Origin of the sequence: Nonomuraea glycinis (assembly GCF_014646515.1) — a bacterium.
Taxonomy (GTDB): Bacteria; Actinomycetota; Actinomycetes; order Streptosporangiales; family Streptosporangiaceae; genus Nonomuraea; species Nonomuraea glycinis.
The window spans coordinates 184,238-211,179 of record NZ_BMNK01000008.1; the positions used below are offsets into that span (position 1 = coordinate 184,238).

25 protein-coding genes and 1 tRNA gene are annotated in these 26,942 nt (G+C 68.9%); 10 read left to right on the plus strand and 16 right to left on the minus strand.

Going from position 1 to position 26,942, the window contains the following annotated elements:
• Positions 1-102: 102 nt before the first annotated feature.
• Positions 103-1,077 carry a helix-turn-helix transcriptional regulator gene (locus tag IEY87_RS23455; protein ID WP_189140899.1) on the minus strand — a complete coding sequence of 325 codons (975 nt, stop codon included), beginning with the start codon at positions 1,075-1,077 and terminating at the stop codon, positions 103-105.
• Positions 1,078-1,208: 131 nt separating this feature from the next.
• On the opposite strand from IEY87_RS23455, the gene IEY87_RS23460 reads away from it, so the two are divergent.
• On the plus strand, positions 1,209-1,604 hold the full coding sequence (locus tag IEY87_RS23460) for a RidA family protein (RefSeq protein WP_189140900.1): 396 nt from the start codon (positions 1,209-1,211) through the stop codon (positions 1,602-1,604).
• A gap of 104 nt (positions 1,605-1,708) precedes the next feature.
• Here IEY87_RS23460 and IEY87_RS23465 read toward each other — a convergent pair whose 3' ends face one another.
• The 4 genes from IEY87_RS23465 to IEY87_RS23480 all read right to left on the minus strand — a co-directional run bounded on the left by IEY87_RS23465 (position 1,709) and on the right by IEY87_RS23480 (position 4,005).
• Positions 1,709-2,188 (minus strand): hypothetical protein, encoded by a 480-nt coding sequence (locus tag IEY87_RS23465; RefSeq protein ID WP_189140901.1) that lies wholly within the window; start codon positions 2,186-2,188, stop codon positions 1,709-1,711.
• A 101-nt stretch (positions 2,189-2,289) separates the two neighbouring features.
• On the minus strand, positions 2,290-2,688 hold the full coding sequence (locus IEY87_RS23470) for a RidA family protein (RefSeq protein WP_189140902.1): 399 nt from the start codon (positions 2,686-2,688) through the stop codon (positions 2,290-2,292).
• A 61-nt stretch (positions 2,689-2,749) separates the two neighbouring features.
• Complete coding sequence (locus tag IEY87_RS23475) at positions 2,750-3,643, minus strand: hypothetical protein (RefSeq protein WP_189140903.1); 894 nt, start codon at positions 3,641-3,643, stop codon at positions 2,750-2,752.
• Positions 3,640-4,005: a hypothetical protein gene (locus IEY87_RS23480; RefSeq protein ID WP_189140904.1), complete on the minus strand. Its 366-nt coding sequence runs from the start codon at positions 4,003-4,005 to the stop codon at positions 3,640-3,642. The genes IEY87_RS23475 and IEY87_RS23480 overlap by 4 nt, the downstream gene beginning before the upstream one ends.
• A gap of 134 nt (positions 4,006-4,139) precedes the next feature.
• Between IEY87_RS23480 and IEY87_RS23485 the strand changes: the two genes are divergently transcribed.
• On the plus strand, positions 4,140-8,000 hold the full coding sequence (locus tag IEY87_RS23485; protein WP_189140905.1) for a CHAT domain-containing protein: 3,861 nt from the start codon (positions 4,140-4,142) through the stop codon (positions 7,998-8,000).
• A 16-nt stretch (positions 8,001-8,016) separates the two neighbouring features.
• Positions 8,017-10,917 (plus strand): AAA family ATPase, encoded by a 2,901-nt coding sequence (locus tag IEY87_RS23490; protein ID WP_189140906.1) that lies wholly within the window; start codon positions 8,017-8,019, stop codon positions 10,915-10,917.
• 765 nt (positions 10,918-11,682) lie between these two features.
• Here IEY87_RS23490 and IEY87_RS23495 read toward each other — a convergent pair.
• Complete coding sequence (locus IEY87_RS23495; RefSeq protein WP_189140907.1) at positions 11,683-12,291, minus strand: DUF6461 domain-containing protein; 609 nt, start codon at positions 12,289-12,291, stop codon at positions 11,683-11,685.
• Between the two features lie 478 nt (positions 12,292-12,769).
• Here IEY87_RS23495 and IEY87_RS23500 point away from each other — a divergent pair, with 478 nt between their 5' ends.
• Positions 12,770-13,678 carry a hypothetical protein gene (locus IEY87_RS23500; RefSeq protein WP_189140908.1) on the plus strand — a complete coding sequence of 303 codons (909 nt, stop codon included), beginning with the start codon at positions 12,770-12,772 and terminating at the stop codon, positions 13,676-13,678.
• Positions 13,679-13,683: 5 nt separating this feature from the next.
• Here the strand turns inward: IEY87_RS23500 and IEY87_RS23505 are convergent, their stop codons facing one another.
• Entirely contained in the window at positions 13,684-14,973 is a 1,290-nt protein-coding gene (locus IEY87_RS23505; RefSeq protein WP_189140909.1) for an NsdA family TPR-like regulatory protein, read from the minus strand.
• Positions 14,974-15,115: 142 nt separating this feature from the next.
• Here IEY87_RS23505 and IEY87_RS23510 point away from each other — a divergent pair, with 142 nt between their 5' ends.
• The 3 genes from IEY87_RS23510 (at position 15,116) to IEY87_RS23520 (ending at position 16,020) form a co-directional block, all read left to right on the plus strand.
• Positions 15,116-15,322 (plus strand): hypothetical protein, encoded by a 207-nt coding sequence (locus IEY87_RS23510; RefSeq protein WP_189140910.1) that lies wholly within the window; start codon positions 15,116-15,118, stop codon positions 15,320-15,322.
• Positions 15,323-15,330: 8 nt separating this feature from the next.
• Positions 15,331-15,603, plus strand: coding sequence for a hypothetical protein (locus IEY87_RS23515; protein ID WP_189140911.1), 273 nt, complete (start codon positions 15,331-15,333; stop codon positions 15,601-15,603).
• 222 nt (positions 15,604-15,825) lie between these two features.
• The gene (locus IEY87_RS23520) at positions 15,826-16,020 is read left to right on the plus strand and encodes a hypothetical protein (RefSeq protein WP_189140912.1); all 195 of its coding nucleotides are present in this window, start codon (positions 15,826-15,828) and stop codon (positions 16,018-16,020) included.
• Positions 16,021-16,113: 93 nt separating this feature from the next.
• Here the strand turns inward: IEY87_RS23520 and IEY87_RS23525 are convergent.
• From IEY87_RS23525 to IEY87_RS23555, 7 genes are all read right to left on the minus strand, one after another.
• A tRNA-Val gene (locus IEY87_RS23525) sits at positions 16,114-16,185 on the minus strand.
• 17 nt (positions 16,186-16,202) lie between these two features.
• A complete protein-coding gene (locus IEY87_RS23530) occupies positions 16,203-17,150 on the minus strand; it encodes an ROK family protein (RefSeq protein ID WP_225277540.1) in 948 nt (315 codons plus the stop codon).
• A gap of 50 nt (positions 17,151-17,200) precedes the next feature.
• A complete protein-coding gene (locus IEY87_RS23535) occupies positions 17,201-17,554 on the minus strand; it encodes a hypothetical protein (protein ID WP_189140913.1) in 354 nt (117 codons plus the stop codon).
• An 11-nt stretch (positions 17,555-17,565) separates the two neighbouring features.
• Positions 17,566-18,018, minus strand: a complete 453-nt coding sequence (locus IEY87_RS23540) for a peroxiredoxin (RefSeq protein ID WP_225277539.1) — start codon at positions 18,016-18,018, stop codon at positions 17,566-17,568.
• Between the two features lie 37 nt (positions 18,019-18,055).
• On the minus strand, positions 18,056-18,484 hold the full coding sequence (locus tag IEY87_RS23545) for a DUF3052 domain-containing protein (protein ID WP_189140915.1): 429 nt from the start codon (positions 18,482-18,484) through the stop codon (positions 18,056-18,058).
• Between the two features lie 117 nt (positions 18,485-18,601).
• Complete coding sequence (locus IEY87_RS23550) at positions 18,602-19,009, minus strand: secondary thiamine-phosphate synthase enzyme YjbQ (RefSeq protein ID WP_189140916.1); 408 nt, start codon at positions 19,007-19,009, stop codon at positions 18,602-18,604.
• A gap of 9 nt (positions 19,010-19,018) precedes the next feature.
• A complete protein-coding gene (locus IEY87_RS23555; RefSeq protein WP_189140917.1) occupies positions 19,019-19,201 on the minus strand; it encodes a DUF1918 domain-containing protein in 183 nt (60 codons plus the stop codon).
• Positions 19,202-19,707: 506 nt separating this feature from the next.
• Here IEY87_RS23555 and aceE point away from each other — a divergent pair.
• The 3 genes from aceE (at position 19,708) to IEY87_RS23570 (ending at position 24,837) form a co-directional block, all read left to right on the plus strand.
• On the plus strand, positions 19,708-22,455 hold the full coding sequence (gene aceE / locus IEY87_RS23560; protein ID WP_189140918.1) for a pyruvate dehydrogenase (acetyl-transferring), homodimeric type: 2,748 nt from the start codon (positions 19,708-19,710) through the stop codon (positions 22,453-22,455).
• A 134-nt stretch (positions 22,456-22,589) separates the two neighbouring features.
• A complete protein-coding gene (locus IEY87_RS23565; protein ID WP_189140919.1) occupies positions 22,590-24,086 on the plus strand; it encodes an alpha/beta hydrolase in 1,497 nt (498 codons plus the stop codon).
• A gap of 10 nt (positions 24,087-24,096) precedes the next feature.
• Positions 24,097-24,837 carry a maleylpyruvate isomerase family mycothiol-dependent enzyme gene (locus tag IEY87_RS23570; protein WP_189140920.1) on the plus strand — a complete coding sequence of 247 codons (741 nt, stop codon included), beginning with the start codon at positions 24,097-24,099 and terminating at the stop codon, positions 24,835-24,837.
• A 269-nt stretch (positions 24,838-25,106) separates the two neighbouring features.
• On the opposite strand, the gene IEY87_RS23575 is transcribed toward IEY87_RS23570, so the two are convergent.
• Both IEY87_RS23575 and IEY87_RS23580 read right to left on the minus strand, forming a co-directional pair.
• Entirely contained in the window at positions 25,107-25,832 is a 726-nt protein-coding gene (locus IEY87_RS23575; protein WP_189140921.1) for a helix-turn-helix transcriptional regulator, read from the minus strand.
• Positions 25,833-25,887: 55 nt separating this feature from the next.
• The gene (locus IEY87_RS23580; protein WP_189140922.1) at positions 25,888-26,907 is read right to left on the minus strand and encodes a PHP domain-containing protein; all 1,020 of its coding nucleotides are present in this window, start codon (positions 26,905-26,907) and stop codon (positions 25,888-25,890) included.
• Positions 26,908-26,942 lie beyond the last annotated feature (35 nt).

Genomic DNA, 26,942 nt, shown 5'->3' on the forward strand with positions numbered 1-26,942 from the left:
CTGGAAGCCATCCGTCGCGGACTCACCGAAGGCCCTGTGCGAACACGGGCCGAGGCGGCGCGTACCCGACCTGCCGCGCCTCTCCGCAGAAGGCGACAACTCTCAAGATGACGCTTCGTAGCGGGTGACGATCGCGGCGGCGCGGTTGCGCAGGGAGTCGCGTAACCACTGCGGGGCCAGAGCCTCCGCGTTCGTGCTGAGCTGCCACAGCGCCCATTCGGCGTGTCTCGGATCTTGAAAGGTCACCTCCATCCGCAGCCAGCCGTCCGGGTCGGCTTCTTCGGCGAGAACGGCCAGCGCGGTGCCCACCAGGTCCTCCCGCCGCACCGGGTTCACCCGTACCAGCACGGCGACCTGGTCGCCGCCGGCCCGGAACCGCGTGCTGCGTTCCTGCCAGGCCCGGTCCAGATCGACCCGGTCCGGTCGCTGTGCGGGCTCGGCGAGCTCCTCAGCGGCCAAGATCCGGGACAACCGGTAGGTACGGTCCGCGCCCGATCTCGTGGCCAGCAAGTAGCCCCGATCACGTACGGTGACCAGGCCGATCGGATCCACCGTGCGCCACTTCGGCGCCTGGTCCACGGCCGCGTAGTGGATGCGCAGCCTGTGCCCGGCGAACACCGCGCGCAGGACCTCGGCCACCATGGCATCCGGCACCTCCTCATCGACCAGCCGACGCGAGAGAAGGTCGGTCTCCGGATCGATGAGCAACCGCTCGGCCGCGCCGGCCGCGGTGTCCCGATAGCTTTCGGGCAGCGCGTCGACCACCTTGAGCATCGCCGAAGCGAGCGCCGAGCCGAGGCCGAACGCTTGCGCGCCGCGCCGCGAGCCGGCGACCAGCAGGGCAAGAGCCTCATCGGGGTTCAGCCCGGTCAGCTCGGTCCGGAACCCGGGCAACAACGCGAACCCGCCATGCCGGCCGCGTTCGGCGTAGACCGGGACACCGGCCGCGGACAGCGCCTCGATGTCGCGCAGCACGGTACGGGTGGACACCTCCAGCTCGCGGGCCAGCGCGGTCGCGGACAACCGGCCGTGCTGCCGCAGCAGCAACACCAGCGAGACCAACCGGTCAGCACGCACCCGAAAACCGTACTCGAATACACGACACAGGGTGTCACGATTTGTTGGGAGGCTCATCGACGCGACCAAGAGATGGTGGCTAACCGATCGACGTACGCGATGTCGACGAACTGAATGGAGCTGATGTGGCCATGGAGCGAACAGCGGTCAACCCGTGGGCGTGGTCGGTGGAGATGGGCTACAACCAGGGTGAGCTCGTCTCCGGGCCCACCCGGACCCTGTACTGCGCCGGTCAGACCGCGATGAGCGCCGACGGCAAGCCCAAGCATGCCGATGACATGGCAGCCCAGTTGACGCTGAGCCTCGACAACCTGGAGGCCGTACTCGCCGCGGCCGGCATGTCCCTGGCGAACCTCGTCCGCCTCAACGTCTACACCACCGACGTCGACCTGCTGTTCCAGCACTACGGCGTGCTGGCCTCACGATTGGGCGCCGCCGGGGTGGCACCGCCCACCACGATGCTCGGGGTGACACGGCTGGCGATCCCCGACCTGATGATCGAACTTGAGGGAACCGCCGTCGCGTAATCAGCCCGTGCCGCCTCCCACAGGACCACTGCCGGAGGCGGCACGAGCAGTGCACCATGCTTACGGCACTGCGATCAGCGTGATCATCGCGCGAGCGTCGCGCGTCACGGAAGCTCCGGCCAAAGCTTCAGCCAGCGATCAATCCGCGCCCTCACCGGCCCCTCCGCCATCTGATCGGCGACCACCTTCATAGGCGACAGCGAGTTCTTGCAGGTCCGTAGCGCCAAGATCTCGTCGCGAGATCGCGTCCGCCAATCCGCCGCCCACTCAGCCGCCTGCTCCAGGCTCAACGGCAGGACCGCCAGGACGTCCGAAGCCAGTCGATCCGGATCCCACAGCGGATCATCGTCAGGGCCGAGATCAGCGATCAACAACGCTCGAAGATTGAAACGACTCGCGTCCGCCTGCCAGGTGGGATAGCCGGCCCGCTCGGCACCATCGATGGCCGCGAAGGCGACCCTGGCCCAGATCCGCCGCGCCTCCCCCTGCCCAGGATCTTGCGCGTAGGACAGATTGCACTGCCACACCGCCAGCCACGAGCTGACGCAATCGGCGCCATACCCGGCACCCTCCATGCCGCTCACCCTCGCCAGGTGACTACCACTTGCCGACGGAGCCTCATTGACACGGGCCTATCGTCCAAGCCGGACGGTGATGGAAGCGAGGTGGAGCACTGGTGCGGACCTCACGGGACGACGGCAACGGCGTCGACCTCGACGAGTTGGCCCCGATAGCCGAGCACCGTGACGCCGAGCAAGGTGCTCGGCGCGTCGTGGTCGCCGAACCGGGCGCGCACTACGTTCCAGGCTGTGACCAGGTCGGCCTGGTCCGTGCTCGCGACGTAGACGGTCGTGCGCACGACGTCTGTCAGCGCAGCCCCTGCCGCCTGCAGCGCGACCTCAAGATTGTCCATGACCTGCCGGGCCTGCCCGGCTACGTCACCGGGCGCTACAACCCGGTCGTGCTCGTCGATCGGACACGCGCCGGCGGTGTGCACAAGCCGAGCACCGGCGGGGACTACCGAGGCGTAGGCATACGGGACAGCATCGGTAAGGCGGCCGGCGCGGATCAGTTCCACAGACATGGCGCCGACTGTGTCACATCCGCCACCCGCGCTACCATCGAATTCTCATCGTGGGCCGGCTCTATGTGCCCTTGCGGAGGAGTTCGGTGATGGTGAAGCCGGTGGGCCGGGTCACCTGGCCGTCGGCGAGCGGGACGTTGAGAGCCTTGGCCAACTCCACCCCGTAGAGGTCCACGGTGGCCTCGCACACCTGAGCCAGCGTCCTTGTCGCCGCCCTCCCCCTGCGGTGGCCGACCGCGATCGTCACCGCACCGATCAGCGCCGCCGGCCACCACAGGGTGATCACCGCGATGCCCAGGTACAGCACGCCCCACGCCGCCGTGGTCGCGGCACCGGACAGGGTGGCGTGGGCGTCGCCGATCGTGGTCCGTACGTGGTCGGGGACGACGAGCCACAGACGCGGCCAGGCGGCGTCGAGGTCGATGCCGTAGCGGTTGTGGACGCGCGTGATGACGGCATCCAGCTGGTCGCCCATCCAGGTCGGCCGGAACGGGCGGGCCAGGGCGATGGCGTTGCGCCGCGCGGCCAGTTCGCCTCGGCGGCGCTGGAAGTCGGCGGCGCTCTCGCTCTTGCCCGCCGTCGCCGCCTCGAAGTCGCGGTGCGCGCCGTCCCAGCGCTTCCTGCGCCGCTCGACCAGGGACCGGGCCGGCCACCTCGGACCCCGCATGAACCAGCAGCGCACGACCGCCCCCGCGAGCGCACTGGCGCCCAGCCCCGCCCCGAACGCGCCGAGCAGGAGGGCGGCCAGCAGCAGGGCCTGCGCGACGGGCCTGCCGTCCAGGGCCCTGGTCTGGGCGGTGGCCCGGTCGGCCAGGAACGGGACGTCCCAGGGGTGCCGGTGGCCGAGGACGGCGGCGAGCCAGAGCACGCCCTCGAACAGTGCGCCGGGGAGGACGAGCACGGCCAGCCACCGCTCGGCGAGCTTCTGCCCGAGGCCCGACAGGAACCCGGTCATCCCGGCGAGTATTTCAGTGGAAGCTCATAGACATCGCAGGTCGGGATCGCGCCGCCAGGCTCGGACCGGGCGTCGCGCGGGCAGCGGCCCTTCGGGCAGCGGTATCCGCCGGGCGGCGGCGGCAGGTGTCCTGCGGCCGGAAGGTCGGGGATGGCCGGTCTGCCGCGGACCAGGACGTCCAGGCCGAGCATCCTGCTCAGGTCGTCGACGACCTCCTTGGGGCGCCGCTCCTCCTCGCGCAGCGCGCGCCGGGCCTCGTGGAGCTCCGCCGACCATCCCTCCCACTCGGCCGTACGGACCAGCCGGGGGAGGTTTTCGCACAGTGCCGCCAGAGCGCGGCCGTCGTCCGGCGGGTCTGCCATGGCTTGGTGTCTACCACCGCCCGTGAGGGGCGGCAAGGCAGCCGGTTGGTAACACACACATCCCCAGGAACGAACCGCAAGGAGGTGCTCTAATCAAGGAGAATCCTTCGACCGGCCCGCGCGGAAGGATACGGATGCTTCGACGAGGCCGAGCCGTCCGCGCCGCACGGCGAGCGGCGTGGATCATCCGTGAGTACCCGTCGACACATGATCTCCAGCAGCTGGACGAGGCGCTGGACATGCTCAGGGACGCGCTGGAGCAGGTGCCCGAGCGTCATCCCGAGCGGGCGGAATGGCTGTCGGCGCTCGGCGACGGGCTGTCGATGCGGTTCGACCACGTCGGGCGGATCGAGGACATCGCGGAGTCGCTCATCGTCCACCGCGCCGCCGTACGGCTGGCTGAGGGCACCGACACCGGCGCGGTGGCCAGGCTGAGCCGGGCCACCGCGCTGCTGAACACCTACGAGCTGCACCGGCCCGACCGCAACCTGGCGGCGGAGAACAGCGGCGTGCTGAACGAGGCCGTCGCCCTGCTCCGCGAGGTGAGCGACAGCCCGGGGCTGGATCCCGAACTGCGCGACTCGGCGATGGTCAACCTGGTCCTGGCTCTGGAGAAGCAGGTCGAGCTGGATCCGGAGCGGCTCAGCGAGCATCAGGACGAGACGCACGCGATCCTGACCCGGCTGGTGCGGGAGACCGGCCCCGATCACGCTTACTACCTGTCGCGGGTGGTCAAGTTGACCATGCTGCTCCTGCAGCGATGGGACCTGCCCGACCGCGACCGGCGCCTGCGCGAGCTGCTCGAGGTCGTACGGCAGCGCTTCCCCACGGCGAGCGAGATCGAACGACGCAGCATCAGGGCAGGGCTCGGCTGGGTGCTCGACCACGGCATCGAGGTCTCGGAGCGGGTCTTCACCCTGGATCGGCTCATCGCCCACTTCCGCGAGCAGATGACGCTGCTGCCGGAGGAGCACGCGCTCCGGACCGACCACCTGATCAAGATCGCTTACTACGCCTCGATCGTCGCGATGATGTCGGGCCGGCTCACGCTCCTCGACGAGGTCATCGCGGCCATGCGCACGACCCTGGCCGATCTGCCCGCCGGGCATCCCGCGTACGCCGAACTGCTGTCCGCGCTGGGCACCACGATGGGGCGCAGGATGCAGGCGACCGGCTCCACCGCCGACCTCAAGGCGACCCAGGACCTGCTGGAGGCGGGCGTCGAGCGGTTACCCGAGGGCGACCCGGAGCGCGGCCTGTTCCTGGCCAACCTCGCCAACACCTACACGATCGCCTACCAGATCACCGGGCGCGAGGAGCACCTGGCCGAGTCCCTGCGGCTGTGCCGGGAGGGGGTGGCGCTGACACCGCCCGACCACGCCAACCGGGGCATGGCCCTCACCGGCCTCGGCATCGCCTTGCACTACGCCTACGAGCGGGGGCACCGCAGGCAGGACATCGACGGCGCGATCGAGGCGCATAGCGAGGCGGTGCGGGCCACCTCCGACCACCACTACGACGCCGGCCTCTACCGGGCCAACCTCGGCGGCTCCCTGATCGCGCGATTCGAGGAGCTCGGGCTCAAGAAGGACCTGGACGACGCGATCGAGACGCTGCGTACGTGCGCGCGGCTGACCCCGCCCGAGCACTCCCTGCGCGGAACCTACCTGTCCAACCTCGGCAGCGCCCTGTTCCAGCGGTACGTCCAGTACGACGACACGGCCTCGCTGGAGGAGGCGAGGCTGATCCTGCGTGAGTCCGTCGCCGCCGTGCCCCGGGAGACTCCGGACGGTGGCCTGGCCACGAGGAACCTGGCCAACGCGCTCATGGTCCACGACCAGGCGGCGGCGTCGTCCGGTGACGCGGTCGAGCTGCTCCGGGCCGGCCTGGCCAGGCTCGGCGACACGCACGTGAGCCGGGCGGGCATGATGGCCAGCCTCGGACTGGCGTTGATCGCGCAGGCCGAGGCCATGCTGGTGACCGAGCGGGAGCGGAGAATCACCCACTTGATCCAGCGCCTGGCACGCGGTGAGATCCCCCTGCCCGCCGACGCCGACGCGCTGGCGCGGCTCGTCCACGAGGTACGGGACGGCCCCAGGCCCGCCCATGTGATCGACGATCTCGACGAGGCCGTCGACATGCTGGAGGGCGCGGTCGCGGCCGGGCCGGTCACGCACGCTGAATACCCCTTGTGGCTCTCCACGCTGGGCGTCAGCCTGTCGCTGCGCGCCAAGGCCACCGGCGAGCCCGCCCCGTACGCCAGGGCGGTGCGCCTCCTGCGGGAGACCCTGGAGCTGACGCCCCCCGGGCAGCCGCTCAGGGCCAGCGTGCTCAACGAGCTGGCTCTGATGCTCGACCGCTGGGCCGACGATGAGCCGGGCGAGGCGGAGCGCCTGCGGGCGCGGGCGATCGAGGCGTTGCGCGAGACCACGGCCATCGAGGCGGCCCCGGCCGGCTCGCGCGCGGGCGCCGCCAGGTTCTGGGGACGCCTCGCCGCGGGCCAGGATGACTTCGCGCTGGCCGTACAGGGATTCGGGGTCATGGTCGGGTTGCTGGAAGCGATGGCCTGGCGCGGCTTGAGCCCCGGTGACCAGGAGCGGCTGCTCGCGGATTTCCAAGGGGCGGCGAGCGACGCGGCCGCCTGCGCGCTCGAGACCGGCGACGCCCGCCTGGCGGTCGAGCTGCTGGAGCAGGGCCGGGGAGTCCTGCTGGCGCAGGCGCTCGACGCCAGAGCCGCCCGGGACCGGCTGACCCAGGAGTTGCCCGAGCTGAGCGACCGCCTCACGCAGGTCTACGCCGATCTCGACGCCCAGCCCGCCGACATGGACCGCAGGCACGCGGCGGCCAGGCGGCACGCCGAGCTGGTGGCGGAGATCCGCCGGCAGCCGGGGTTCGAGGACTTTCACCGGTCGATGGACTTCGCGCGGCTGGCCGAGGCCGCGTCGGACGGTCCCGTGGTCGTCCTCAACATCAGCCGCTATCGCTGCGACGCCCTCATCGTCGCCGACGGCAACGTCACCGTCGTGCCGCTGTCGGACCTTTCCGCGGAGGCGGTCGAGGGCCGGGTGACGGCCTTCACGAAGGCGATCGACGCGCTCGGCGGAGGGGCCCAGGACTTCGCAGGACAGCTGACGGCCAGGGAGACCGTCCAGGAGACGCTCCGCTGGATCTGGGACACCGTCACGGAGCCGGTGCTCGCCGCCCTTCCCGGCGCGCGCCGGGTTTGGTGGTGCCCGACAGGGCTGGCGGCCTTCCTGCCGCTGCACGCCTCAGGAGACCACCGTACGAGACGGGAGCCCGAACCCCGCACCGTCATGGACCGGGTGGTGTCCTCCTACACGCCGACCCTGCGGGCGCTCGCCCACGTCAGGGCGCTCCCGCCGCCCGTCGCGCGGCCAGGCGGCCGGCCGCTGATCGTGTCGATGCCCGCCACGCCGGACGCGACCGACCTGCCGGGAGCGGCGCGCGAAGAGGCGATCTTCCGCGAGCACTTCCCCAGCGCCCGGCTGCTGCGCGGGCCGAGCGCCACCCGCGAGGCCGTGACCACGGTGCTGAGGGCCAGCCCGTGGGTGCACTTCGCCTGCCACGGCGCACAGGACACGGCCAGCCCGGTCCACGCGTGGCTGGCCCTGCAGGACGGGCCGCTGACCGTGCGCGACCTGGCCGGCCTCGACCTGTCCGACCACGCCCAGTTGGCGTTCCTGTCCGGCTGCGACACCTCGCGCGGCGACGAACGCCTGTCGGACGAGGCCGTCACGCTGTCGTCAGCCGTGCACCTGGCGGGTTACCGGCACGTGATCGGCGCGCAGTGGCAGCTGGAGGACAGTACGGCGCCCGACGTGGCCGCCCAGGTCTACGCGCGGCTGGGCGACGGCCAGGGCGGCATGGATCCGGCGAGCGCCGCCGACGCGCTGCATGAAGCCGTGCTCGCCCTGCGAGAACGTCAGCCCTACGCCCCGCTCCTCTGGGCGCTGTTCACCCATACCGGACCCTGAGCCAGGGGGGAGACCTGTGAGATTCCTGAGGCCGTTGGCGGTGCCCTCTCTCGCGATCGTGTTCTACCTGATATTCAGCGGCGAATGGCGCAACCTGGGCACGTGGGCCACGACGGCGTTCACCTGGCTGCTCGGCGTGCCGTGGGCGCTGGTCCTGGCGGTGAGCCTCCCGCTGATCTTCGTCGGGCTGGCGATCCGGATGCTGGCGGCGAGCTTCCGGCAGATGGTCGCCAACCAGCCCAGCCAGGTGCAGACCCTCGGCCGCCCGTCGGAGAAGCCGGAGGACCGATTCGACCGGCTCGGCGGGCTCGACCAGGCCAAGGAGAAGCTCGAACCCGTCGTCTCCTGGCTGCGCAAACCGTACGGCACGCTCGGGAGTGACGTACCGAGAGCGGTTCTGATCACCGGACCCTCCGGGTGCGGCAAGACCGCCCTGGCCCGCGCGATCGCCGGTGAGGCGGCCACTGCCCTTTACACCTACTCGGGCGCCGAGTTCCACGAACTCCTCATCGGCATGGGTTCCAGCCGGATGCGGCAGGCCTTCAGCGAGGCGAGCGGTAATGCCGCCCGCAACAGACCGGTCGTCATCTTCATCGACCAGATCGACCTGATCGCCACCGAGCGGAGCAGCGGTCCCAGCGTCGGCGCCAACGGGGACGCCGAGGCCCACCGCACGATGGCCCAGCTGATGACCGCGATGGACGACCTCGTCGTCAACGATCGGGTGTACGTCATCGCGGCCACCAGCCGCCCCCGGGTGATCGATCCCGCGCTGTTCGCGCCGACGCGCTTCGGCCTGCGCATCGACCTCGGACTGCCTGACGAGGCCCAGCGCGCCGACATCCTGAGCCTGCTGCTGAAGGAGCACAGCCGCCTCGCGGCCGGCGTGGACATCAGGGCCATCGCGGCGGGCGTGGCCGGGTTCACCGGCGCCGAGCTCCAGCAACTCGTGCAGGGGGCGGCTGCGGCCGCCGCCACGCGATCGACGGCCGCGCCGCTGACCCTCGACGACTTCATCGAGGCCAAGACGCGGATCCTGCCACGGGTCGACCTGCGGGACCCGCCAGACCTCGTCCGGCACCTGGACTCCAGGATCGAGGGCCAGCGCATCGCCAAGGAACGGCTGGCCGTCGCGGTCAGCAACCACTATCTGCGGCTGATGATGGCCAACAGGTTCGAGGCCCCGCCGGTGGCCATCCGCAAGGCGAACGTGATGATGCTCGGCCCCACCGGCACCGGCAAGACGATGCTCGTGGAGACGATCGCCCGCTACCTCGACGTGCCGTTCGTCATCACCAACGCCACCGTGCTGAGCGGCACCGGCTACGGCGGCGTCACCGTCGAGAAGATGCTCTACCGGCTGCTCATCGCCGGCTCCTTCAACCTGCGCCGGGCGGAGTACGGCATCATCTGCGTCGACGAGTTCGACAAGCTCGCCCTGGGCCATGGCGAGCGCAGCAGGGCCTCCAGCGGGGCCGTCCAGCAGGAGCTGCTGAAGCTCGTCGAGGGCTCGGTGGTGGACGTGCCGAAGAACGAGGCACAGTTGTCGGGCAACCTCGACTTCTACCAGTTCGACACCAAGAACGTGCTGTTCGTGTGCCTCGGCGCCTTCAACGGCCTCGCCGAGCACGTGGCGCGCAGGCTCAGCCTGCCCGAGGACGCGCTCGGCGACCGGTCCGCCCTCATGGACCACATCCTGCCCGAAGACGTCATCGAGTACGGTTTCCTGCCCGAGCTCGTCGGCCGTTTCCCGGTGATCACCGCGACGCTCCCGCTCGACCACGCCGAGCTGGTCCGGATCCTGCAGAACGAGCAGAACGGCCTTACCCACGAGTACGCGGAGCTGCTGGCTCTCCAGGGCAGGAAGGGCACGGTCTTCACCCAGGACGGCGTCGAGCGGATCGCCGCCGAGGCGCTCCTGCGCGGCGTCGGTGCGCGCGGGCTGCGCGGCGTCATGGAGAACGCGCTGGCCACCACGATGTACGAGCGCGCGGAGCCCGGCGAGCCGGCGTTGATCATCGACGCCGAGCTGGTCGGCAGAGGGCTGAACTCCGCGGCCCTGGTCTCCCCGTCGACCGGCGGCCGGGTGCTGACCCCGCACCAGGTCTCGCGGAAGCTCGCCAACCTCCTGCCGGGAGCCGTCCGTGCCAGGGAGACCCTGGCGGTGGCCAGCAGCAGGCACTACGGCTCGCCCGGCGGCAGCGCGGACCGCCAGTGCGTGGTGCTGGTCGACCCGCGTACGGGCCAGCGCACCGCCCTGGTCAAGGCGCTGGCCGAGGTCTGGGACGTGCCGTGGGCGGTGCTGGACGCGGCTGCGCTGACCGGGCAGGACGCGGAGGCGGTCAAGGATGCCCACGGGCAGCCGTGGTGGGTGACGGAGATCGTCGAGGAGCTGGTCTCCCGCTCCTCTGGCAGACCGGCGACGATCCACCGGGGCGTCATCCTGGTCGACGCCATCGACGTCCTGCTCGCCCAGCACTCAGGGCGCACGCTGACAAGCGTCGTCAGGCCCCTCATCGAGGGCCGCCCTCTGCCGGGCGGCTTCCCCACCGACCGGCTGATGGTCGTGCTGGCGGGAAGCTTCCCCACGCCCCCAGGGGACGGTGACCATACCGACCCCGCCCGGCTGGTCGAGGAGGCCAGGGCGCACTACCCCATGCCCACCTGGCTCAGGGACCGCGCAGTGCTCGCGGTCACCGACCTGACGCATGACCACGAAGGGCTGCTCGACTTCATCCGCCGCCACGACCACGAGCTCCGCCGCAAGTACCAGCCCATCCTCGACTCACGGCGCCAGATCATCCCTGTGAGCGCCGAACTCCACGAGAACCTGGCCCACCGCGCCGCACAGGAGGACTGGTCCCTGGCCGACCTCTCCCTGCACCTGGAGAACGCCTTCCTGCGCAACCTTGGATAACCGCCTCAGACCTGGCCAACCGACCACCAGTGCCAACCGCGACTCCCCCGGCCCGCCCCGGAGTTGCTGAAGTTCGCCTCGAACCAGCCGTCGTTCCACGTCTGACCCACTCCTGCACGTCAGACAGACACTCCTACGCGGCCAGGTTGACGAGGCCGAACGCGCCCGGGTATGTCCCCCGCTCATTCGCTGTCGGGCTCTGGAACCTCACGTACATCAGCGGACCCACTCCGAGCGCAAGATCTCACGGCACACATCAGACACGAGAAGCGGCGGGACCGACCAGACGGACTTTTCAAGATCGTCACCCATTTGGCTCCCAAAGCGACTTTCGCAGCCTTGAAATGAGGACTGTGCTTGCAGGTGGGCGGTACTGGTTTCGAACCAGTGACCCCTCGCTTGTAAGGAGCCATGATCGGCTGCGCGTGCCGCTGACCTGGTCCTGTTCTACGCCACCACCAACTTCTCAGAAGCCGCCCGGTCAGAGCTAATGGCACGCTAATGGCACGACGATCATGCATATCTCGCCCGCATCCATGCCGCTTGATCGGGGCTTCCTCGTCGCGCCGTGCCCGCCGAATGGCACGCGAATGGCACGCTGTGACGGATGGACAAGTTCTCACGTCGAGGGCTGGTCGCCACCGAGAACCCCGCGGCAGTACAGAGGGCTGACGTACCTGACTGCATCAGGCCCCTGACCTCTGGATTCGACTCTTACCTTTGACCTGCCACCGCGACCGACTGTATGGGCGTTGGACCCGGTCATCAGTCACGGATTGCGGCACCGAGGAATGGTGTGCTCAGCATGTCCTCGGAGAAAGAGAGGCCCGTGATCTTCTTCGCCAGCGCGAACGACCGTGGGAAGGGGGCGTCGATGCCGGGCCCCTCCCAGGCCAGACCGACTTCACGCATCTCGTTGACCAGGCGGTCGGGATCACTGCCCCAGCGTCTATCGGGAACCAATTGATCGAAGCTTGTGACCTCTTCGCTGTCGACCGCGTAGACGAAATAGTCCGTAGCATGGAGGTTGCGAGAGATCGACACGACCTCAGTCGCCCGAGAGAGGCTGCGTAGTAGGAGCCTGTTGAGGCCGATCGATCCAGTCCAGAGCTGGATCAGAACGGTCCAGCCGTTCATCTCCAGCGCGCCCACATAGCTGGTGAGCATGTTGTCCGAGTCGATGTACCTCATCGTTCGTTCTTGGTGCTCTTCAAAGGTCACCTCTCCGATCCCGTTGCAGTCTGCACCGAGACGCGTCAACGCCTCACGAGGGCTGAGGGATCGGGCGAAGGTGACACAGGAGACGTCATAGAACGGGCCATACTTTGCGAGCCAGCCAAATTCTTCGTGTGCGTCTATCACCGTAACTCCCATGATCAGTTACATGCATGATGGCAGCCGTCACCGACAGGCCAGCACCTCGACGACATGGGCCTGAGTGACGATGGGCACGGACGGAGCTGGAGCCACGTTCTCCGGTGAGCCAGGGTGAGGAACGAACCCTGGATCGTCGATCGCCCCCAAGCACCTACGGAGTCCAGCCATGCAGTGGCGATCGTAGGGCTGCATCTGTGCGGCGACGCGGCAACCCCGGTCGGAGCGCTCGGTTGGTACGGCGGGGCCGGCGCGCGGTGCCCGGCCCGGTGTCCCGCCGGCGTCCGGGACCGGCCCCCAGGCCGCACGCCCGGACGGCGGGCGGGTGGAGGGCCGGAGGTACGGCGGTGCGCCGCGCCGCCGCTTGATCCATACAAGAACAACTCGGCAACCGCTGAGGGTTCGATAGAGGGTTCAATAGGAACACATTCCCAGTTATGGCTTACTGATTCCTTGGCTGCATCGTACCCTTGTACCCATGGAGGATTGGATTGCGATTGGAATATCGCTAGCTTCGTTTGGGGTCTCCGGATGGGCTCTGCGGTACGCAAGAACGCAGGCCGCTGCAGCTCGCATTCAGGCCCAGGCTGCATGCGAGCAGGTGCAAGCTGCCGAGAAGCAAGTCCTGCAAGCTTACGAGGCTGCCAGAGAATCTAATCGCTTTGGATTGGCGAACGAAATTGCCGTCCTTGATGCTGCCCGGTCACGAATAGACGCCAATGCTCCTAATTTGATCATAGGAATAGAGGCCATTAAGGGTCCCCACTGGATTTCTTATCAAACATTTCTTAAAGATGGCGACATGGCATCTAAAAGCATCACTCCGCCCACGGATATCAAGGATCGAGGCGTTCAAGGACTTGACAATATAGAATTCCTCGTACGAGGCGTTATTAGAAATGACTCCCCCTCGTCCATACAAGTTCGACCGGAGGGCGTGAGACTCGCCGAGGGCGAGTCACAACTTCACCCAGAACACATCGATCTACCGATGGCACTGAATCTTGGTCGCGCGCCCTACCTCCTACTCCCTGGCCAGGTTGCCCTATTTGAATGGCAAGCAGGCACATCTATCAAAGAGTGGTGCGAGCTCTACGAGTCATACGCCAATGATCGTCCCTCGACGAATAGCCATCCAACTGCACGCTTCAGATGCTGCCTGGGAGATAGAACCAACGAGTGGACGATTATAGATATAGAACTGGACGCCTATCCCCTAAGAAGGGATTCTGACTCTTCGCCCTGGCGGCTAGACCCAGACGAGATACTTCATGTGAGGGTCAGGAGCCCAAAGAGGGTCTACCCAAAGACATTGCAATGGCTCAAACGAGAACTAAAAGATCATCTAGTGGTTGACGACTTGAAGGATTGGTGGGACAGGGAATAATCTAATCAATCGAGTAGGCCTGGGCGTCGGTTCGCGAGGGCCTGCCGTGCCGTCACAAAACGTTCGTGAAACTCTCTGGCAAGGGCTTCGCGCCGGTAGCGCTGACGTAGGACGCGGTCCAAGTCTCCTGCGCGATTGACGAGGTCCGTAAGGGAGCGCCGATCGATATCAAAAGCGGCTATGCCCTCGCCAACTGCTGCATCAAGGTCGCCGCGTCGGGCGTGGACGATGCCGAGATCTATATGTGCGTCGGCAACTCGCATGGGGGCGTTGGAGGTGCCGTCTGGGCGGGTGTGCATCTGGATAGTTTCGCGCGCGTGTTCTTCGGCGCGGTCGTCGTCGGCGAGCCAGGTGTAGCAGGTGGCGGCGTAGAAGACCCACTTGGCGTGGTCGAAGACGAAGTGGTGGTCTGGGTGATCGGGCATGGGCAGGCTGCCGAGGACTTCGGCTCCGCGGGTGAGGGCTCGGTCGGCTTCGCGGCGGTCGCCGATGCGGGCCAGGCCGCGAGCCTCCTGCAAGGTGAGTTGCACCATGGCGCTGCTGGTGCCGGCCACGGCCTGCCCCATCCGGGCGGCGGTCACGACATCCTCGTAACGGCCTTCGACGAGGGCGAACCACGCGGACATCTCGTGCGCCCAGCCCACCAACTCCCCGTGCCCGACCTGGCGGCCCATCTCGAACGCGGTCCGTCGCGCGGTCTCGGCCTCCTCCCTCTCCCCAAGGTCGTAGTGCACGCATCCCAGCAGGGCGGTCAACCATCCGGTGATCACCAGCAGTTCGCGGTGCTGGGCAAGGGTGAGACGTCCGGCGAGTAGATGGTTGATCTGGGCAAGGCGCTTCTGCGTACGGTCCCGTAGCGTGCCAGCGGGCACGACCGGATAGGCGCGGCACAGCAGGTCGACGGCCTCGGCGAGAGCCTCCAACGTTCCGGTCCCGACGTCGGACGCCTGAAGCTGCTGGGCGAGTTCCATGGTCCCGTACAGGTCAGCCTCGGCCCGCAACGCGTCCACCGGCATCACGTGAGCCTCGATGAGGCGGCTGCCTGACTGCCTGTTCCGTGAGAACCCGAGCGCTTCCGGCTCCAGGCCGGTCAGTTGGGTGAGCGCCAGCCGGTAGGGCGTGCGAGGCCATCGGACTTCTCCGGCCTCCCAGCGCCGGACCCGTTCCTCATCGCACGCCAGTCGCTCGGCGACACCTACCGGGGTGGCGTTGATCTGCTCGGCCATCTGCCAGCGGGACAGGTGCTTCTCGTTGCGCCAGGCACGTAGCCGCACGTTCGGGATGTAGTCGGGCATCTGCGGGTCTTCCTCCCGGCTGGGGGCTCGAAAGGGGAAATGAGGGGGCCGTTCAGGGGTCCTGCTCGAACGCGGTTGCCGGTGGACTTGTCATCAATCAACCACGGTACGTCACGCGGCCTCCCGCCACAGGGAACGCCGGATGAACGAGGAGATGGCGACGGTGATCCGGCCTGATGAGAAGAGCGAGACATTGCCCTGCCCGGCGTGCCGGGGGCGCGGGATCAAGCTGTGCGATTCGCGCCGCGCGCTTCTCATCGGCGATCACGACGGAGATGAGATCTCAAGCAGAGAGCGGGAGTGTCTCGACTGCCTCGGAAGCGGCCGGGCCGAAAGGAACGGGAGATGAATTCGATCATGATTGCGGCAACGGCTCTCTTCGCGCGCAACGAAGAAGAGAGCAACATGCTCATCGTGCTGCGTGACCGGCTCACGCCCCTCGGCGTGAACGCCGAACTGCGGGACAACAACAGTGCCCTCATGGTGCATCGGCGTGAGCGCGGGTTGCCGGTGTGGGTGTTCGTCGGGTACGGCGGGGCCTACTACTCCTGGCACAACGCCGAAAAGCGCCACCCGACCAGTGACCCGGAGGGCGCGGCGAACGTCCTGGCCGAGTACATCGCCAGGTGATGACAGGCGCGGCGAGACAGGTGGCTCCCGGCCGGAGGGGGCGGGCGCTCATCCACCCTGCTTCGTCGTGCCTCCGCTCTCGGCAGGCAGGTTCGGCGGACACTCCACGCCGCCACCCCACCCCCCGGGGTCCGTCCGTCGGCCTGCCTGCCGAGTTCGTACGGCTTTCGCTTGTTCCATCCGCGTGGACAGGCGGCAGCATTCCGTGCGCAAGATCTCCTGATGGCGCTCGGCCAGATCGGGCTCACTCTCGAACGACGCGAAGAACGGCAGGTCTCGCTCGTCGTCCGTCTCACCGAGACGCCCGCGAATCAACTCCACGGCAAACCGAAGCTCAGATTCCGGCAACTGATCCACCAGGTCGTACAGTTCCTCGCGTATGACGCTGATGCATCCAAGCGCGGGCATGAGAAGTAGTGAAAGCGCTGACCGATGGGACTTCTCAAGATCGTCCCTATTTTGTCCCCAAGGCGATTCTCGGAACCTCGAAATGAGGACTGTGCTTGCAGGTGGGCGGTACTGGTTTCGAACCAGTGACCCCTCGCTTGTAAGGCGAGTGCTCTACCCCTGAGCTAACCGCCCCTGATCGGCACTACACCTTACGACACCAACGGCGCCGACCGCACCTCCACTTCCCACCCCGCCCCCAGTTCAGGCCGCCCCGCCGCCCGCCACCCGAGCAGCGCCGCCCCGAGCATCCCGGCGTCCACCCCGAGGGCGGCGGGAAGCAGCGGGGGCGCGGCGCGGAAGGCGAGGCGCTTGACGAGGCGCGTGCGAACCGGGTCGAAGAGGGCGGGCCCCGCCTCGGCGAGTCCCCCACCGAGGACGATCATGGACGGGTCCAGGAGGAGGGTGTACGTGGCCAGGGCCAGGGATAGGGCCTCCACGGCCTCGTCCCAGATCTCGATGGCCACCGGGTCGTCGGAGGTGACCACCTGCTCGGCCCGTACGTCCTCAAGGCCCGCACGCAGGCTGTAGCGCCTGCCCACGGAGGCGGCCGAGGCGTACGTCTCCAGGCAGCCGAACTGCCCGCAGGCGCACTGCTCCCCGTCGGGGAAGACGGGGATGTGCCCGATCTCGCCGCCCCAGCCGGAGGTGCCGCCGTACGGCTCGCCGTTCACGATCATGGCTCCGGCGATGCCGGTGCCGATGGGGAGGAAGAGGAAGTCGGCGACGCCTCGGCCGGCCCCGAGGACGTTCTCGGCGAGGCCGCCGGTGCGGACGTCGTGGCCGAGCATGATAGGGGCGTCGAGGCCGGTGAAGTCCTTGGCGGGGACGTCGCGCCAGCCGAGGTTGGCGGCGTAGATGGCGGTGTCCTCGGAGACCAGGCCGGGCACGGCCAGTCCGACGCCTGCGGGGGCGCCGTCGCCGGAGGTGGCGAGGTGGCCGATGAAGTCCCGGATGGCGCTCACGACCGCTTCCGGGCCCTCGGAGCGGGGGGTGTGCCGCCGCTCGCTCAACAGCACCGTGCCGGACTCACTGACCAGGCCGCCCTTCATGGACGTGCCACCGACGTCCAGCGCGACGACGAACGAAGTAGAGGACACGGAACGAGACAATATCGCAGCTCAGCAAATGTCCGGAAAGGTGTCGGGTGTCAGGCGCGGCCGAGCACCCTGTCGAGCGCGGCCTCCACCTCGGCCGAGAGCCCGGAAAGCCCAGCGGGCGTGGAGGAGGACGCCGGGGACGCGGAGGACGCGCCCATGTCCGACCCCACGAGGGAGTCCGAGCGAGCCGCCCGTACGGCGCCGCACGAGCGGCATTCCACCTCACCGAGCCGGCAGATCAGCGTCGTGGACCCGCAGGTCTCGCACGCCTCCAGGTCCAGGCCGTGCAGTCGCTGGCAGTCCGGGCAGACCAGCACCTGCGTTTCGCGGCGGACGCCACGTTTCCATGGACTGGCGCCGCGGACCGGATCGGTCTGCCGGGCCCCGCAGCGGTAGCAGGGCATCGTTGCCTCCGTTATGAAATGTCGGCGAGTGCCTTGATGTAGTCGGCGACGTCACGCGCCTGGCCGGCCGGGTTGACCACCGACCAGCGGATCACGCCTTCGCCGTCAAGGATGAAGGTCCCCCGAAGCGCACAGCCCTTCGCCTCATCGAACACACCGTACGCCCGCGCGACCTGTCCATGTGGCCAGAAATCGGAGAGTAGAGGGAAAGAAAAACCCTCCTGATCCGCCCAGGCACGATGGGAGAAAAGGGAGTCCACCGAGACGGTGAGCAGCTGCGCGTCGGCTTCGAACGCGCGCAGCGCTGTGAGCTCACCGTGGCAGATCCCGCTGAAGGCAAGCGGGTAGAAGACCAGCACGACCTTCCTGCCCCGGAGCTGAGAAAGTCTCACCGGAGTGCCGTGCTGGTCCCGCAGCTCGAAATCCGGAGCTTGGGCACCGACCTCGACAGGATGCGCGTTCACGCGTCTCATCCTGCCGTACGTGCGACGTCCGTGCTCCTTACCGTCGGCCCTTCGGCGTGACGAGCCTGGTCCCTGACCAGTCGGGCGCGGCGGAGATGCTGCTCGTCTGCGAAAGACCCGCGGTCGTGGCGTCCTCCCCGATGTCGCTCGGCTCGACGTGGCCATCACGTCCGGCCTTTGGAGTCAGCAGCCAGATCTGACCGCCCTCGGCGAGTGCTCGCATCGCGGAGGTCAGAACGTCGAAGAGGTCTCCATCGCCGTCACGCCACCACAGCAGCACCACGTCGACGACGTCGTCGGTCTCTTCGTCCAGCAGATCGTTACCGGTGAGGCTCTCGATGGAATCCCGAAGCTCGTCGTCGACGTCCTCGTCCCAACCGATCTCCTGCACCACCTGACCCGCCTTGAGGCCAAGTCGTTCGGCCAGGCCGCGCTCGCCCTGCGCCTGACCCGCGGTCGCGCTCACGTTTATCCCTCCTGCTTGAGTGGCCCCGCATATGCGGTTTATCGCTTCGGGACAGTCCACACGCTGTGACCCTCGGTCGTCAACGGTCGCCACGGGTACGGCCGTACTCGGCCAGAATCAATCCGACAGAAACGACAGCCGAACCTGGCGTTGCCGGTTGTCGACATTGAGGTCCACGAGGGCCACTGATTGCCACGTGCCCAGGGCCAGTCTCCCACCCAGGACGGGGATTGTGGCATAGGGCGGGATCAACGCGGGCATGACGTGCGACCTGCCGTGCCCGGCCGAGCCATGGGCGTGCCGCCACCGGTCGTCGGCGGGCAAAAGTTCGCGCAGCGCTGAAAGCAGGTCGTCGTCGCTGCCGGAGCCGAGCTCCAGCAGCGCGACTCCGGCCGTCGCATGCGGGACGAAGACGTGCAGCAGCCCGTCCTCCCCCTGCGTACGGACGAATTCCGCGCATTCGCGGGTGATGTCGTGCACCGTCTCGTGTGACCCTGTGGCCACCGAGATGAGTTCAGATCTCACACGGAGATCCTATGCGGGCACGACCACGGCATCAGGGCCGGGAACCACCAGGGTGGTGTGCCCGTCGTCGAACCGCACGAGGTACGGGGGCCCGCCGCCGAGGCCCTGGATCTCGATGATGACTCCGCTCCGGTCCGGTTCACCAACGGTATTCCCGTGCACCAGGAGCCGATCGCCTACCGTCGCTCTCATACCTCCAGGTTCGTACGTCGAGCGCCGTACGAGAAGAGGCGGGCCGTCCCGGAGGCGGCAAGGAATGATGACCAAACTGTTACCGGGAGGCCGTTCCTGTGAGTCTGCTGGCAAGTTCCCCAGCCGGCCGGTGCGCCGGGCCGCCACGGGGGCGGGACACGACCGCGGGCAGCCGGCCCCGCGACCGCCGCACCCCCTGGAAGCCCCCTAGAATGCCTGCTCAGCGGGCATCCGGCCAGACTCCGCCCGCCCGGATGTGACGCGTGGACCCCGCAGGGGGATACTCGAAGACGTGTAGGCAAAATTTCGGAGCTTTTCCGCTCTTGTTAAATTGGGATGCGGCGCTAACCTAGGCCGTGATTCGTCCTACCATCGGTGGACTAGTCCACTGAGACCCAGCAGGACCCCCTGGTTACTCGCTAGTAGAGATGCACTTTCTACGACGAGCCACCAGGATGGAAAGCGACCCAGACCAGACATCAGTCATCCTCGGAAGGCGAGACCCAGTGGCTTCCGGACGCCAGCGTTTCTCGATCATCAGCGACGGCCTACCCAGCCAGCTGCCTGATGTCGACCCCAGTGAGACCAACGAGTGGCTCGAGTCCCTCGACAACGTCGTCAAGACGGAGGGCCGCACGAGAGCCCGCTACCTGATGCTCCGCATGCTGGAGCGGGCCCGCGAGCACCAGGTCGGCGTGCCGGGCCTGCGCAGCACCGACTACATCAACACGATCCCGCCGGAGCGTGAGCCCTGGTTCCCCGGCGACGAGCACGTCGAGCGGCGCATCCGGGCCTACATCCGCTGGAACGCCGCGATCATGGTGACGCGCGCCAACGCCCGCACCAACGTGGGCGGCCACATCGCCACCTACGCCTCGGCCGCGTCGCTCTACGAGGTGGGCTTCAACCACTTCTTCCGCGGCAAGGACCACGGCGAGTCGGGCGACCAGGTCTTCTTCCAGGGCCACGCGGCGCCGGGCATCTACGCCCGCGCCTTCCTGGAGGGCCGGCTCAACGAGGGGCAGCTCGACGCCTTCCGCCAGGAGCTGTCGCACGGCTTCCACGGCCTGCCCTCCTACCCGCACCCGCGGCTGATGCCGGACTTCTGGGAGTTCCCCACCGTCTCGATGGGTCTCGGCCCGATCGGCGCGATCTACCAGGCGCGGTTCAACCGCTACCTGCTCAACCGCCAGATCAAGGACACCAGCCGCAGCCATGTCTGGGCGTTCCTGGGCGACGGCGAGATGGACGAGCCCGAGTCCCTCGGCGCGATCGGCCTGGCCTCGCGCGAGGAGCTCGACAACCTCACCTTCGTCATCAACTGCAACCTGCAGCGGCTCGACGGCCCGGTGCGCGGCAACGGCAAGATCATCCAGGAGCTGGAGTCCTACTTCCGGGGCGCCGGCTGGAACGTCATCAAGGTCGTCTGGGGCCGCGACTGGGACCCGCTGCTCGCGGCGGACGTCGACGGCGTGCTGGTCAACCAGATGAACACCACCCCCGACGGCCAGTTCCAGACCTACTCCGTCGAGTCGGGCGGCTACATCCGCGACCACTTCTTCGCCGGCGACCCGCGCCTGCGCAAGATGGTCGAGCACCTGACCGACGACGACATCCGCAAGCTGTCGCGCGGCGGGCACGACTACCGCAAGGTCTACGCCGCGTTCAAGGCCGCCCGTGAGCACGTCGGCCAGCCGACGGTGATCCTGGCCCAGACCATCAAGGGCTGGACGCTCGGCAAGGACTTCGAGGCGCGCAACGCCACGCACCAGATGAAAAAGCTCACCAAGGCCGAGCTCAAGGAGTTCCGCGACCGGCTCTACCTGCCGATCCCCGACTCCGCGCTCGAAGGCGAGCTGCCCCCCTACTTCCATCCGGGCGAGAACGACCCCGAGATCGCCTACATGAAGGAGCGCCGCGCGGCGCTCGGCGGCGTGCTGCCCAAGCGGGTCGTGCGCGCCAAGCCGGTCAAGCTCCCCGGCGACGAGATCTACCAGGGCTTCCGCAAGGGCTCCGGCAAGCAGCAGGTGGCCACCACGATGGCCTTCGTCCGCGTGCTGAAGGACCTCATGCGCGACAAGGAGATCGGCCACCGGTTCGTGCCGATCATCCCGGACGAGGCGCGCACGTTCGGCCTCGACGCGATGTTCCCGACGGCGAAGATCTACTCCCCGCACGGCCAGAACTACGAGGCCGTCGACCGGGAGCTGCTGCTGTCGTACAAGGAGGCGGTGCAGGGGCAGATCCTGCACGAGGGGATCACCGAGTCGGGGTCGATGGCCTCGGCGATCGCGGCCGGCACGGCGTACTCCACGCACGGCGAGCACATGATCCCGATCTACATCTTCTACTCGATGTTCGGCTGGCAGCGCACCGGCGACCAGATGTGGCAGATGGCCGACCAGCTGACCCGCGGGTTCCTGCTGGGCGCCACCGCCGGCCGCACCACCCTCAACGGGGAGGGCCTGCAGCACGAGGACGGCCAGTCGCCGCTGATCGCCTCGACGAACCCAGCCGCGCTCGCCTACGACCCGTCCTGGGCGTTCGAGGTGGCCTACATCGTCCAGGACGGCCTGCGGCGGATGTACGGCGAGCAGCCGGAGGACGTCTTCTACTACCTGACCGTCTACAACGAGCCCTACCTGCAGCCCGCCCAGCCCGCCGACCTCGACGTGCAGGCGCTGCTCAAGGGCCTCTACCGGTTCGCCGAGGGTCCGCAGACGCAGGGGCCGAAGGCCAACATCCTGTCCTCGGGCGTGGCCGGCCCGTGGGCGATGGAGGCGCAGCGGCTGCTGGCCGAGGACTGGGGCGTGTCGGCCACCGTCTGGTCGGCGACGTCCTGGTCGGAGCTGCGCCGTGACGCGCTGGCCTGCGACGAGCACAACCTGCTCAACCCGGACGCCGAGCCGCGGGTGCCTTATGTCACCCAGGCGCTGTCCCAGGCGTCGGGGCCGATCGTGGGCGTCAGCGACTACATGAAGGCCGTGCAGGACCAGATCGCGCAGTGGGTGCCGGGTGACTGGTCCTCGCTGGGCACCGACGGGTTCGGCCTGTCCGACACCCGCTCGGCGCTGCGCCGCCACTTCCACGTGGACGCCGCCTCGATCACGCTGGCCGTACTCACCAGCCTGGTCAAGCGCGGCGAGCTCGAAGGCGACGTGCTGCGCGAGGCGATCGCCCGCTACCACCTCAAGAACGGCGTGACCGAGGCCGGTGGCGCCGAGAGCAACGACACGCAGTCGATGGGCATCTGACCCATCCGGCCCAGCGGCCCCTCGCGAAGAGATTCGCGAGGGGCCGCTGTTGTCCGCGTCGTCACACGCCCTTGAGTGAACGCTCACGTATGGTGGGCACTACTTCCCCCCATGCCGATGAGGGGAAAAGTCGTATGCGCCGCGTCCTTGCCGCCGCCGCCCTGGCCGTGACGGCCGCCGCCTGTGCGAGCCCGGCCAAGCCCGCCGCCGATGTGGTGCCCGAGACGGAGAAGATCGCCTGGGGTCCGTGCACGGACATCGTCCGTCCCGACGGCGAGCCACCCGCCCGGCAGGACCCCGCCGTGCGATGCGGGAAACTCGCGGTCCCCCTGGACTACGGCGCGCCGGACGGCGAAAAGATCGACCTCGCGCTGATCAAGATCGCGGCGACCGACAAGAAGCGCCGGATCGGCTCGCTGCTGTTCAACTTCGGCGGCCCGGGCGGCTCCGGCGTGGACACCCTCGACCAGGCGGCCAAGTCGCTGTCGACGCTGCGCGCCCGCTACGACCTGGTCAGCTTCGACCCGCGCGGCGTCGAGCGCAGCTCCGGCGTACGCTGCGGCGGCCCCGCCGACCTGGACGCCTACACCGCGCTGAACACCCTGCCCGCCAACGCGGAAACCCGCGCGAAGACCAACGCGGCCAACAAGAGATTCGCCGAGCTGTGCGAACGCGACTCGGGCAAGATCCTGCCGTTCGTCGGCACCGCCAGCGCCTCCCGCGACATGGACCGCATCCGCGCCGCGCTCGGCGAGGAGAAGCTCAACTACGTCGGCATGTCGTACGGCACACAACTCGGCGCCGTCTACGCCACCCAGTTCCCCGGCAACGTGGGCCGGATGGTGCTCGACGCGCCGCTGGACCCGACGGTCGACTTCGAGAAGCGCACCCTGGCCCAGACCCGCGGCTTCCAGCGGGCGTACGAGAGCTTCCTGAAGGCGTGCGTCAAGCAGCGGTGCGAGGTCGGCGAGAACGTCGCCGCCGCCAACGCCAACGTGAAGCGGCTGATGAACCAGCTGGCCAAGCAGCCGCTCAAGGTCGGCAAGCGCGAGATGACCCAGGGCCTGGCGGTCACCGGCATCGCCGCCGCCCTCTACTCGGAGCTGACCTGGCCGCTCCTGGGCAACGCGCTCGGCCAGGCGCTCGAAGGCGACGGCTCGGCATTGCTCTACCTGTCCGACTCCTACACCGGCCGCCGCCCGGACGGCACCTACTCCACCCAGATGACCAGCTTCCCGGCGATCACCTGCGTGGACACCACCGAGCGCCCCGACAAGGCCACGCTCTCGCGCACCCAGGCCGCCGCGATGAAGATCTCGCCGCTGTTCGGCAGCGAGGGCTCCGGCGGGCTGTGCCGGATCTGGCCGGCCAAGGGCAGCGACGAGGCCACGAAGGTGGACGCGACCGGCTCGGCGCCGATCCTGGTGGTGGGGGGCAAGAACGACCCCGCCACCCCCTACCAGTGGGCGCCCAGCCTGACCGCGCAGCTCAAGACGGCCACGCTGGTCACCTACGAGGGCGAGGGGCACGGCGCCTACCTGTCGGGCAGCAAGTGCATCGCCCGGCTCGTGGACGACTATCTGATCAAGGGCAAGCTGCCCGAGCGAGGCGTCAGCTGCGCCGCCGCCTAGGCTCGGCCGGGTGACGGACTACTTCGCGCTCATCGAGGACGAGACCACGCGCCTGGCCGAGCTCGCCACGGCGCCACAGACCCCGCTGCCCACCTGCCCCGGCTGGACCCTCGCGGACCTCATCACGCACGTCGGCACCCTGCACCGCTGGGTGACGCACCTGGTGACGACGCGCCGCCAGGATCCCGTCTGGTCGCGGCAGGTGCCCAACGGCCTGGCCGAAGGCGAGCACGGCGACCGGGAGTGGCTCGCCTCCGGGATGACGGAGATGGTCCGGACGCTGCGCGCGACCGACCCGGACACGCCCGTGTGGACCTGGGGGCCCACCGGCCGGGCGAGCTGGTGGACCCGCCGGATGGCGTACGAGCTGGTCGTGCACCGGGTCGACGCCGAGCTCGCGGCCGGTCGCGAGCCGGTCGTCGAGCCGGCGGTCGCGGCCGACGGCGTCGAGGAGTTCCTCGACAACGTGTCGTCCGCCGGCTGGGTCACCAAGCGCCTGGCCGCGCTGGAGGGCGTGGCGGGCACCACCTTCCACCTGCACGCCACGGACACGCCGGGCGAGTGGACGTTCGTCCAGGAGCCCGGCGGCGGGATCTCCTGGGCGCGCGGGCACGCCAAGGGCGACGCCGCGGTGCCCGCACCCGCCGCCGACCTGCTGCTCCTGGTGTACGGGAGGCGCCCGGCCGACGGGGTGACCGTGCACGGCGAGCGCGCGCTGCTGGAGCGATGGCTGGCGGCGGCCCGCCTGTGAGCCACCGCGCCGCTGGAGCGGTGGCCGGCGGCAGTCCGGCCGTGAGCCACCACGCTGCTGGAGCGGTGACCGGCGGCAGTCCGGCTGTGAGCCGTATGAGCCCTGGACGCGCCGCCGCTCGGCGGTCGGCGGCGGGTCCAGGGGCAGACCGGTCACTCGCGAAAGCGGGCCCGGGGCGCGGGGAAGGCATCTCCCCGGCCCGCGACGCGTTCGACACAGGCCATACTCCAACGCCGACGCGACAACCCTATGTCGGTGTTTTCGAACGACTAATCGAGAACGGCGCCGTGCATCACCATCTCCGGCACCTCGGCCGCGAACCCCTCCACCGGCCGCTCCGGGCAGCGCTCGGCGGTGACGGTCGCCGCGGCGATCCGGTCGAACCGGAAGACGCGCACGTCATCGCGCAGGCGGCACCAGGCCACGAGATACCAGAACCCGCCCCGGCCGCCCAGGAACACGCCCGGCTCGACGTCCCGGGAGGTCAGCGCGCCCTTGGCGTCGGCGTAGTCCAGCCGGAGCACGCGTCGGCGCAGCAGCGCCTCCTCGATCGCGCGCGAGACGCCCGCCGCGCCGAGCGGCCGGATCCCGCCGGCGGGCTCGGGCGGCTCGGCGACGAGCACCCGGCGGGCCAGCTCCCTGGCGAGCTCGCCCTCGGTGCCGGGCATGGCGGCGACCACCTTGCGTAACGCGCTGCGCGCCTGCCTGCCGAACGGCTGGTCGCCCGCCCTGCCGAGCGCCACGGCGATGGCCACCGCCTCGGCGGGGGTGAAGTTGAGTGGCGGGAGGGACATCTTCTTGTCCAGGGTGTAGCCGCCGGTGCGGCCGGTCTCGGCGTAGATCGGCACCCCCGACTCCTGCAGAGCGGTGATGTCGCGCTCGATCGTGCGCACGCTCACCTCGAACCGGGCGGCGAGCTCGCGGGCCGAACGGCGGCGGGGCGCGATGGCGCGCAGGTCCTCGACGAGCGCGTAGAGCCGGTCGGTGCGATTCACACCTGTGACGGTACGCTCGGCCACCGACAATCGCGTGCCCGCAGGGGATACAGCGTCATCTCGTCCAGGCCAGCAGCTCCTCCAGCGGCCAGGTGTTGACGATCCGCGCCGGCTCGATCCCGCACCGCGCCGCCCGCTCGCACCCGTGCCGCTGCCAGTCGAGCTGGCCCGGCGCGTGCGCGTCGGAGTTGACGGCGAAGACACAGCCCTGCTCGTACGCCTGGCGCAGCAGCCGTTTGGGCGGGTCGAGCCGGTCCGGCCTGGAGTTGATCTCGACGGCCACGCCGAAGCTCCGGCACGCCTCGAAGACGATCTCGGCGTCGAACGCCGACTCCGGCCGGCGCTCGCCGCGCGCGCCACCGGCCCGCACCACCCGCCCGGTGCAGTGCCCCAGCACGTCCACCCGCGGATCGGCGATCGCCATGACCATCCTGCGGGTCATCTCCGGGCCGGGCATCCGCAGCTTGGAGTGCACGCTGGCCACCACCACGTCCAGCCGCTCCAGCAGCTCGGGCTCCTGGTCGAGGCCGCCGTCGAGGTCGATGTCGACCTCGATGCCGGTCAGCACCCGAAAGGGCGCGAGTCGCCGGTTGAGCTCGGCCACCCGGTCGAGCTGCTCGCGCAGGCGGTCCGCGGGGAGGCCACTCGCGATCTTCAGCCGGGGCGAGTGGTCGGTCAGCGCCAGGTACTCGTGGCCGAGCGACCGGGCGGCGGCGGCCATCTCCTCGATCGGCGCGCCGCCGTCGGACCAGTCGGAGTGGCTGTGCAGGTCGCCTTTGAGCGCGGCCAGCAGCGCCGCCGTCTCGTCGTCGAGGTCGGTCCCCTCGGTGGCCCGTATCCTGCGCAGATAGGTCGGCACCTGACCGGCCAGCGCCTCGGTGATCACCAGCGCGGTCACCTTCCCGATGCCCGGCAGATCGGCCAGGCCACCCGCGTCCGCCAGCCGTACCAGCTCCTCATGGGGCAGGTCGGCGACGACCGAGGCGGCGCGGCGGAAGGCGCGCACGCGGTAGGCGGGCTCGCCCGCCCGTTCCAGGAGAAAGGCGATTTCCTGGAACGCCTCGATCGGTTCCATACGTTCATGAATACCAAAGGAGCAGGCCGTCGATT

What these genes read in the sequence shown, in the direction of transcription:
- IEY87_RS23480 (WP_189140904.1), bottom strand. Translation starts at nt 4,005, where the DNA reads ATGGCAGACCCGCCGGACGACGGCCGCGCTCTGGCGGCACTGTGCGAA.
- IEY87_RS23515 (WP_189140911.1), top strand. Translation starts at nt 15,331, where the DNA reads ATGATTGCGGCAACGGCTCTCTTCGCGCGCAACGAAGAAGAGAGCAAC.
- IEY87_RS23475 (WP_189140903.1), bottom strand. Translation starts at nt 3,643, where the DNA reads ATGACCGGGTTCCTGTCGGGCCTCGGGCAGAAGCTCGCCGAGCGGTGG.
- IEY87_RS23485 (WP_189140905.1), top strand. Translation starts at nt 4,140, where the DNA reads ATGCTTCGACGAGGCCGAGCCGTCCGCGCCGCACGGCGAGCGGCGTGG.
- IEY87_RS23495 (WP_189140907.1), bottom strand. Translation starts at nt 12,291, where the DNA reads ATGGGAGTTACGGTGATAGACGCACACGAAGAATTTGGCTGGCTCGCA.
- IEY87_RS23580 (WP_189140922.1), bottom strand. Translation starts at nt 26,907, where the DNA reads ATGGAACCGATCGAGGCGTTCCAGGAAATCGCCTTTCTCCTGGAACGG.
- IEY87_RS23555 (WP_189140917.1), bottom strand. Translation starts at nt 19,201, where the DNA reads ATGAGAGCGACGGTAGGCGATCGGCTCCTGGTGCACGGGAATACCGTT.
- IEY87_RS23460 (WP_189140900.1), top strand. Translation starts at nt 1,209, where the DNA reads ATGGAGCGAACAGCGGTCAACCCGTGGGCGTGGTCGGTGGAGATGGGC.
- IEY87_RS23535 (WP_189140913.1), bottom strand. Translation starts at nt 17,554, where the DNA reads ATGCCCTGCTACCGCTGCGGGGCCCGGCAGACCGATCCGGTCCGCGGC.
- IEY87_RS23500 (WP_189140908.1), top strand. Translation starts at nt 12,770, where the DNA reads ATGGAGGATTGGATTGCGATTGGAATATCGCTAGCTTCGTTTGGGGTC.
- IEY87_RS23565 (WP_189140919.1), top strand. Translation starts at nt 22,590, where the DNA reads ATGCGCCGCGTCCTTGCCGCCGCCGCCCTGGCCGTGACGGCCGCCGCC.
- IEY87_RS23470 (WP_189140902.1), bottom strand. Translation starts at nt 2,688, where the DNA reads ATGTCTGTGGAACTGATCCGCGCCGGCCGCCTTACCGATGCTGTCCCG.
- IEY87_RS23510 (WP_189140910.1), top strand. Translation starts at nt 15,116, where the DNA reads ATGAACGAGGAGATGGCGACGGTGATCCGGCCTGATGAGAAGAGCGAG.
- IEY87_RS23505 (WP_189140909.1), bottom strand. Translation starts at nt 14,973, where the DNA reads ATGCCCGACTACATCCCGAACGTGCGGCTACGTGCCTGGCGCAACGAG.
- IEY87_RS23520 (WP_189140912.1), top strand. Translation starts at nt 15,826, where the DNA reads ATGGCGCTCGGCCAGATCGGGCTCACTCTCGAACGACGCGAAGAACGG.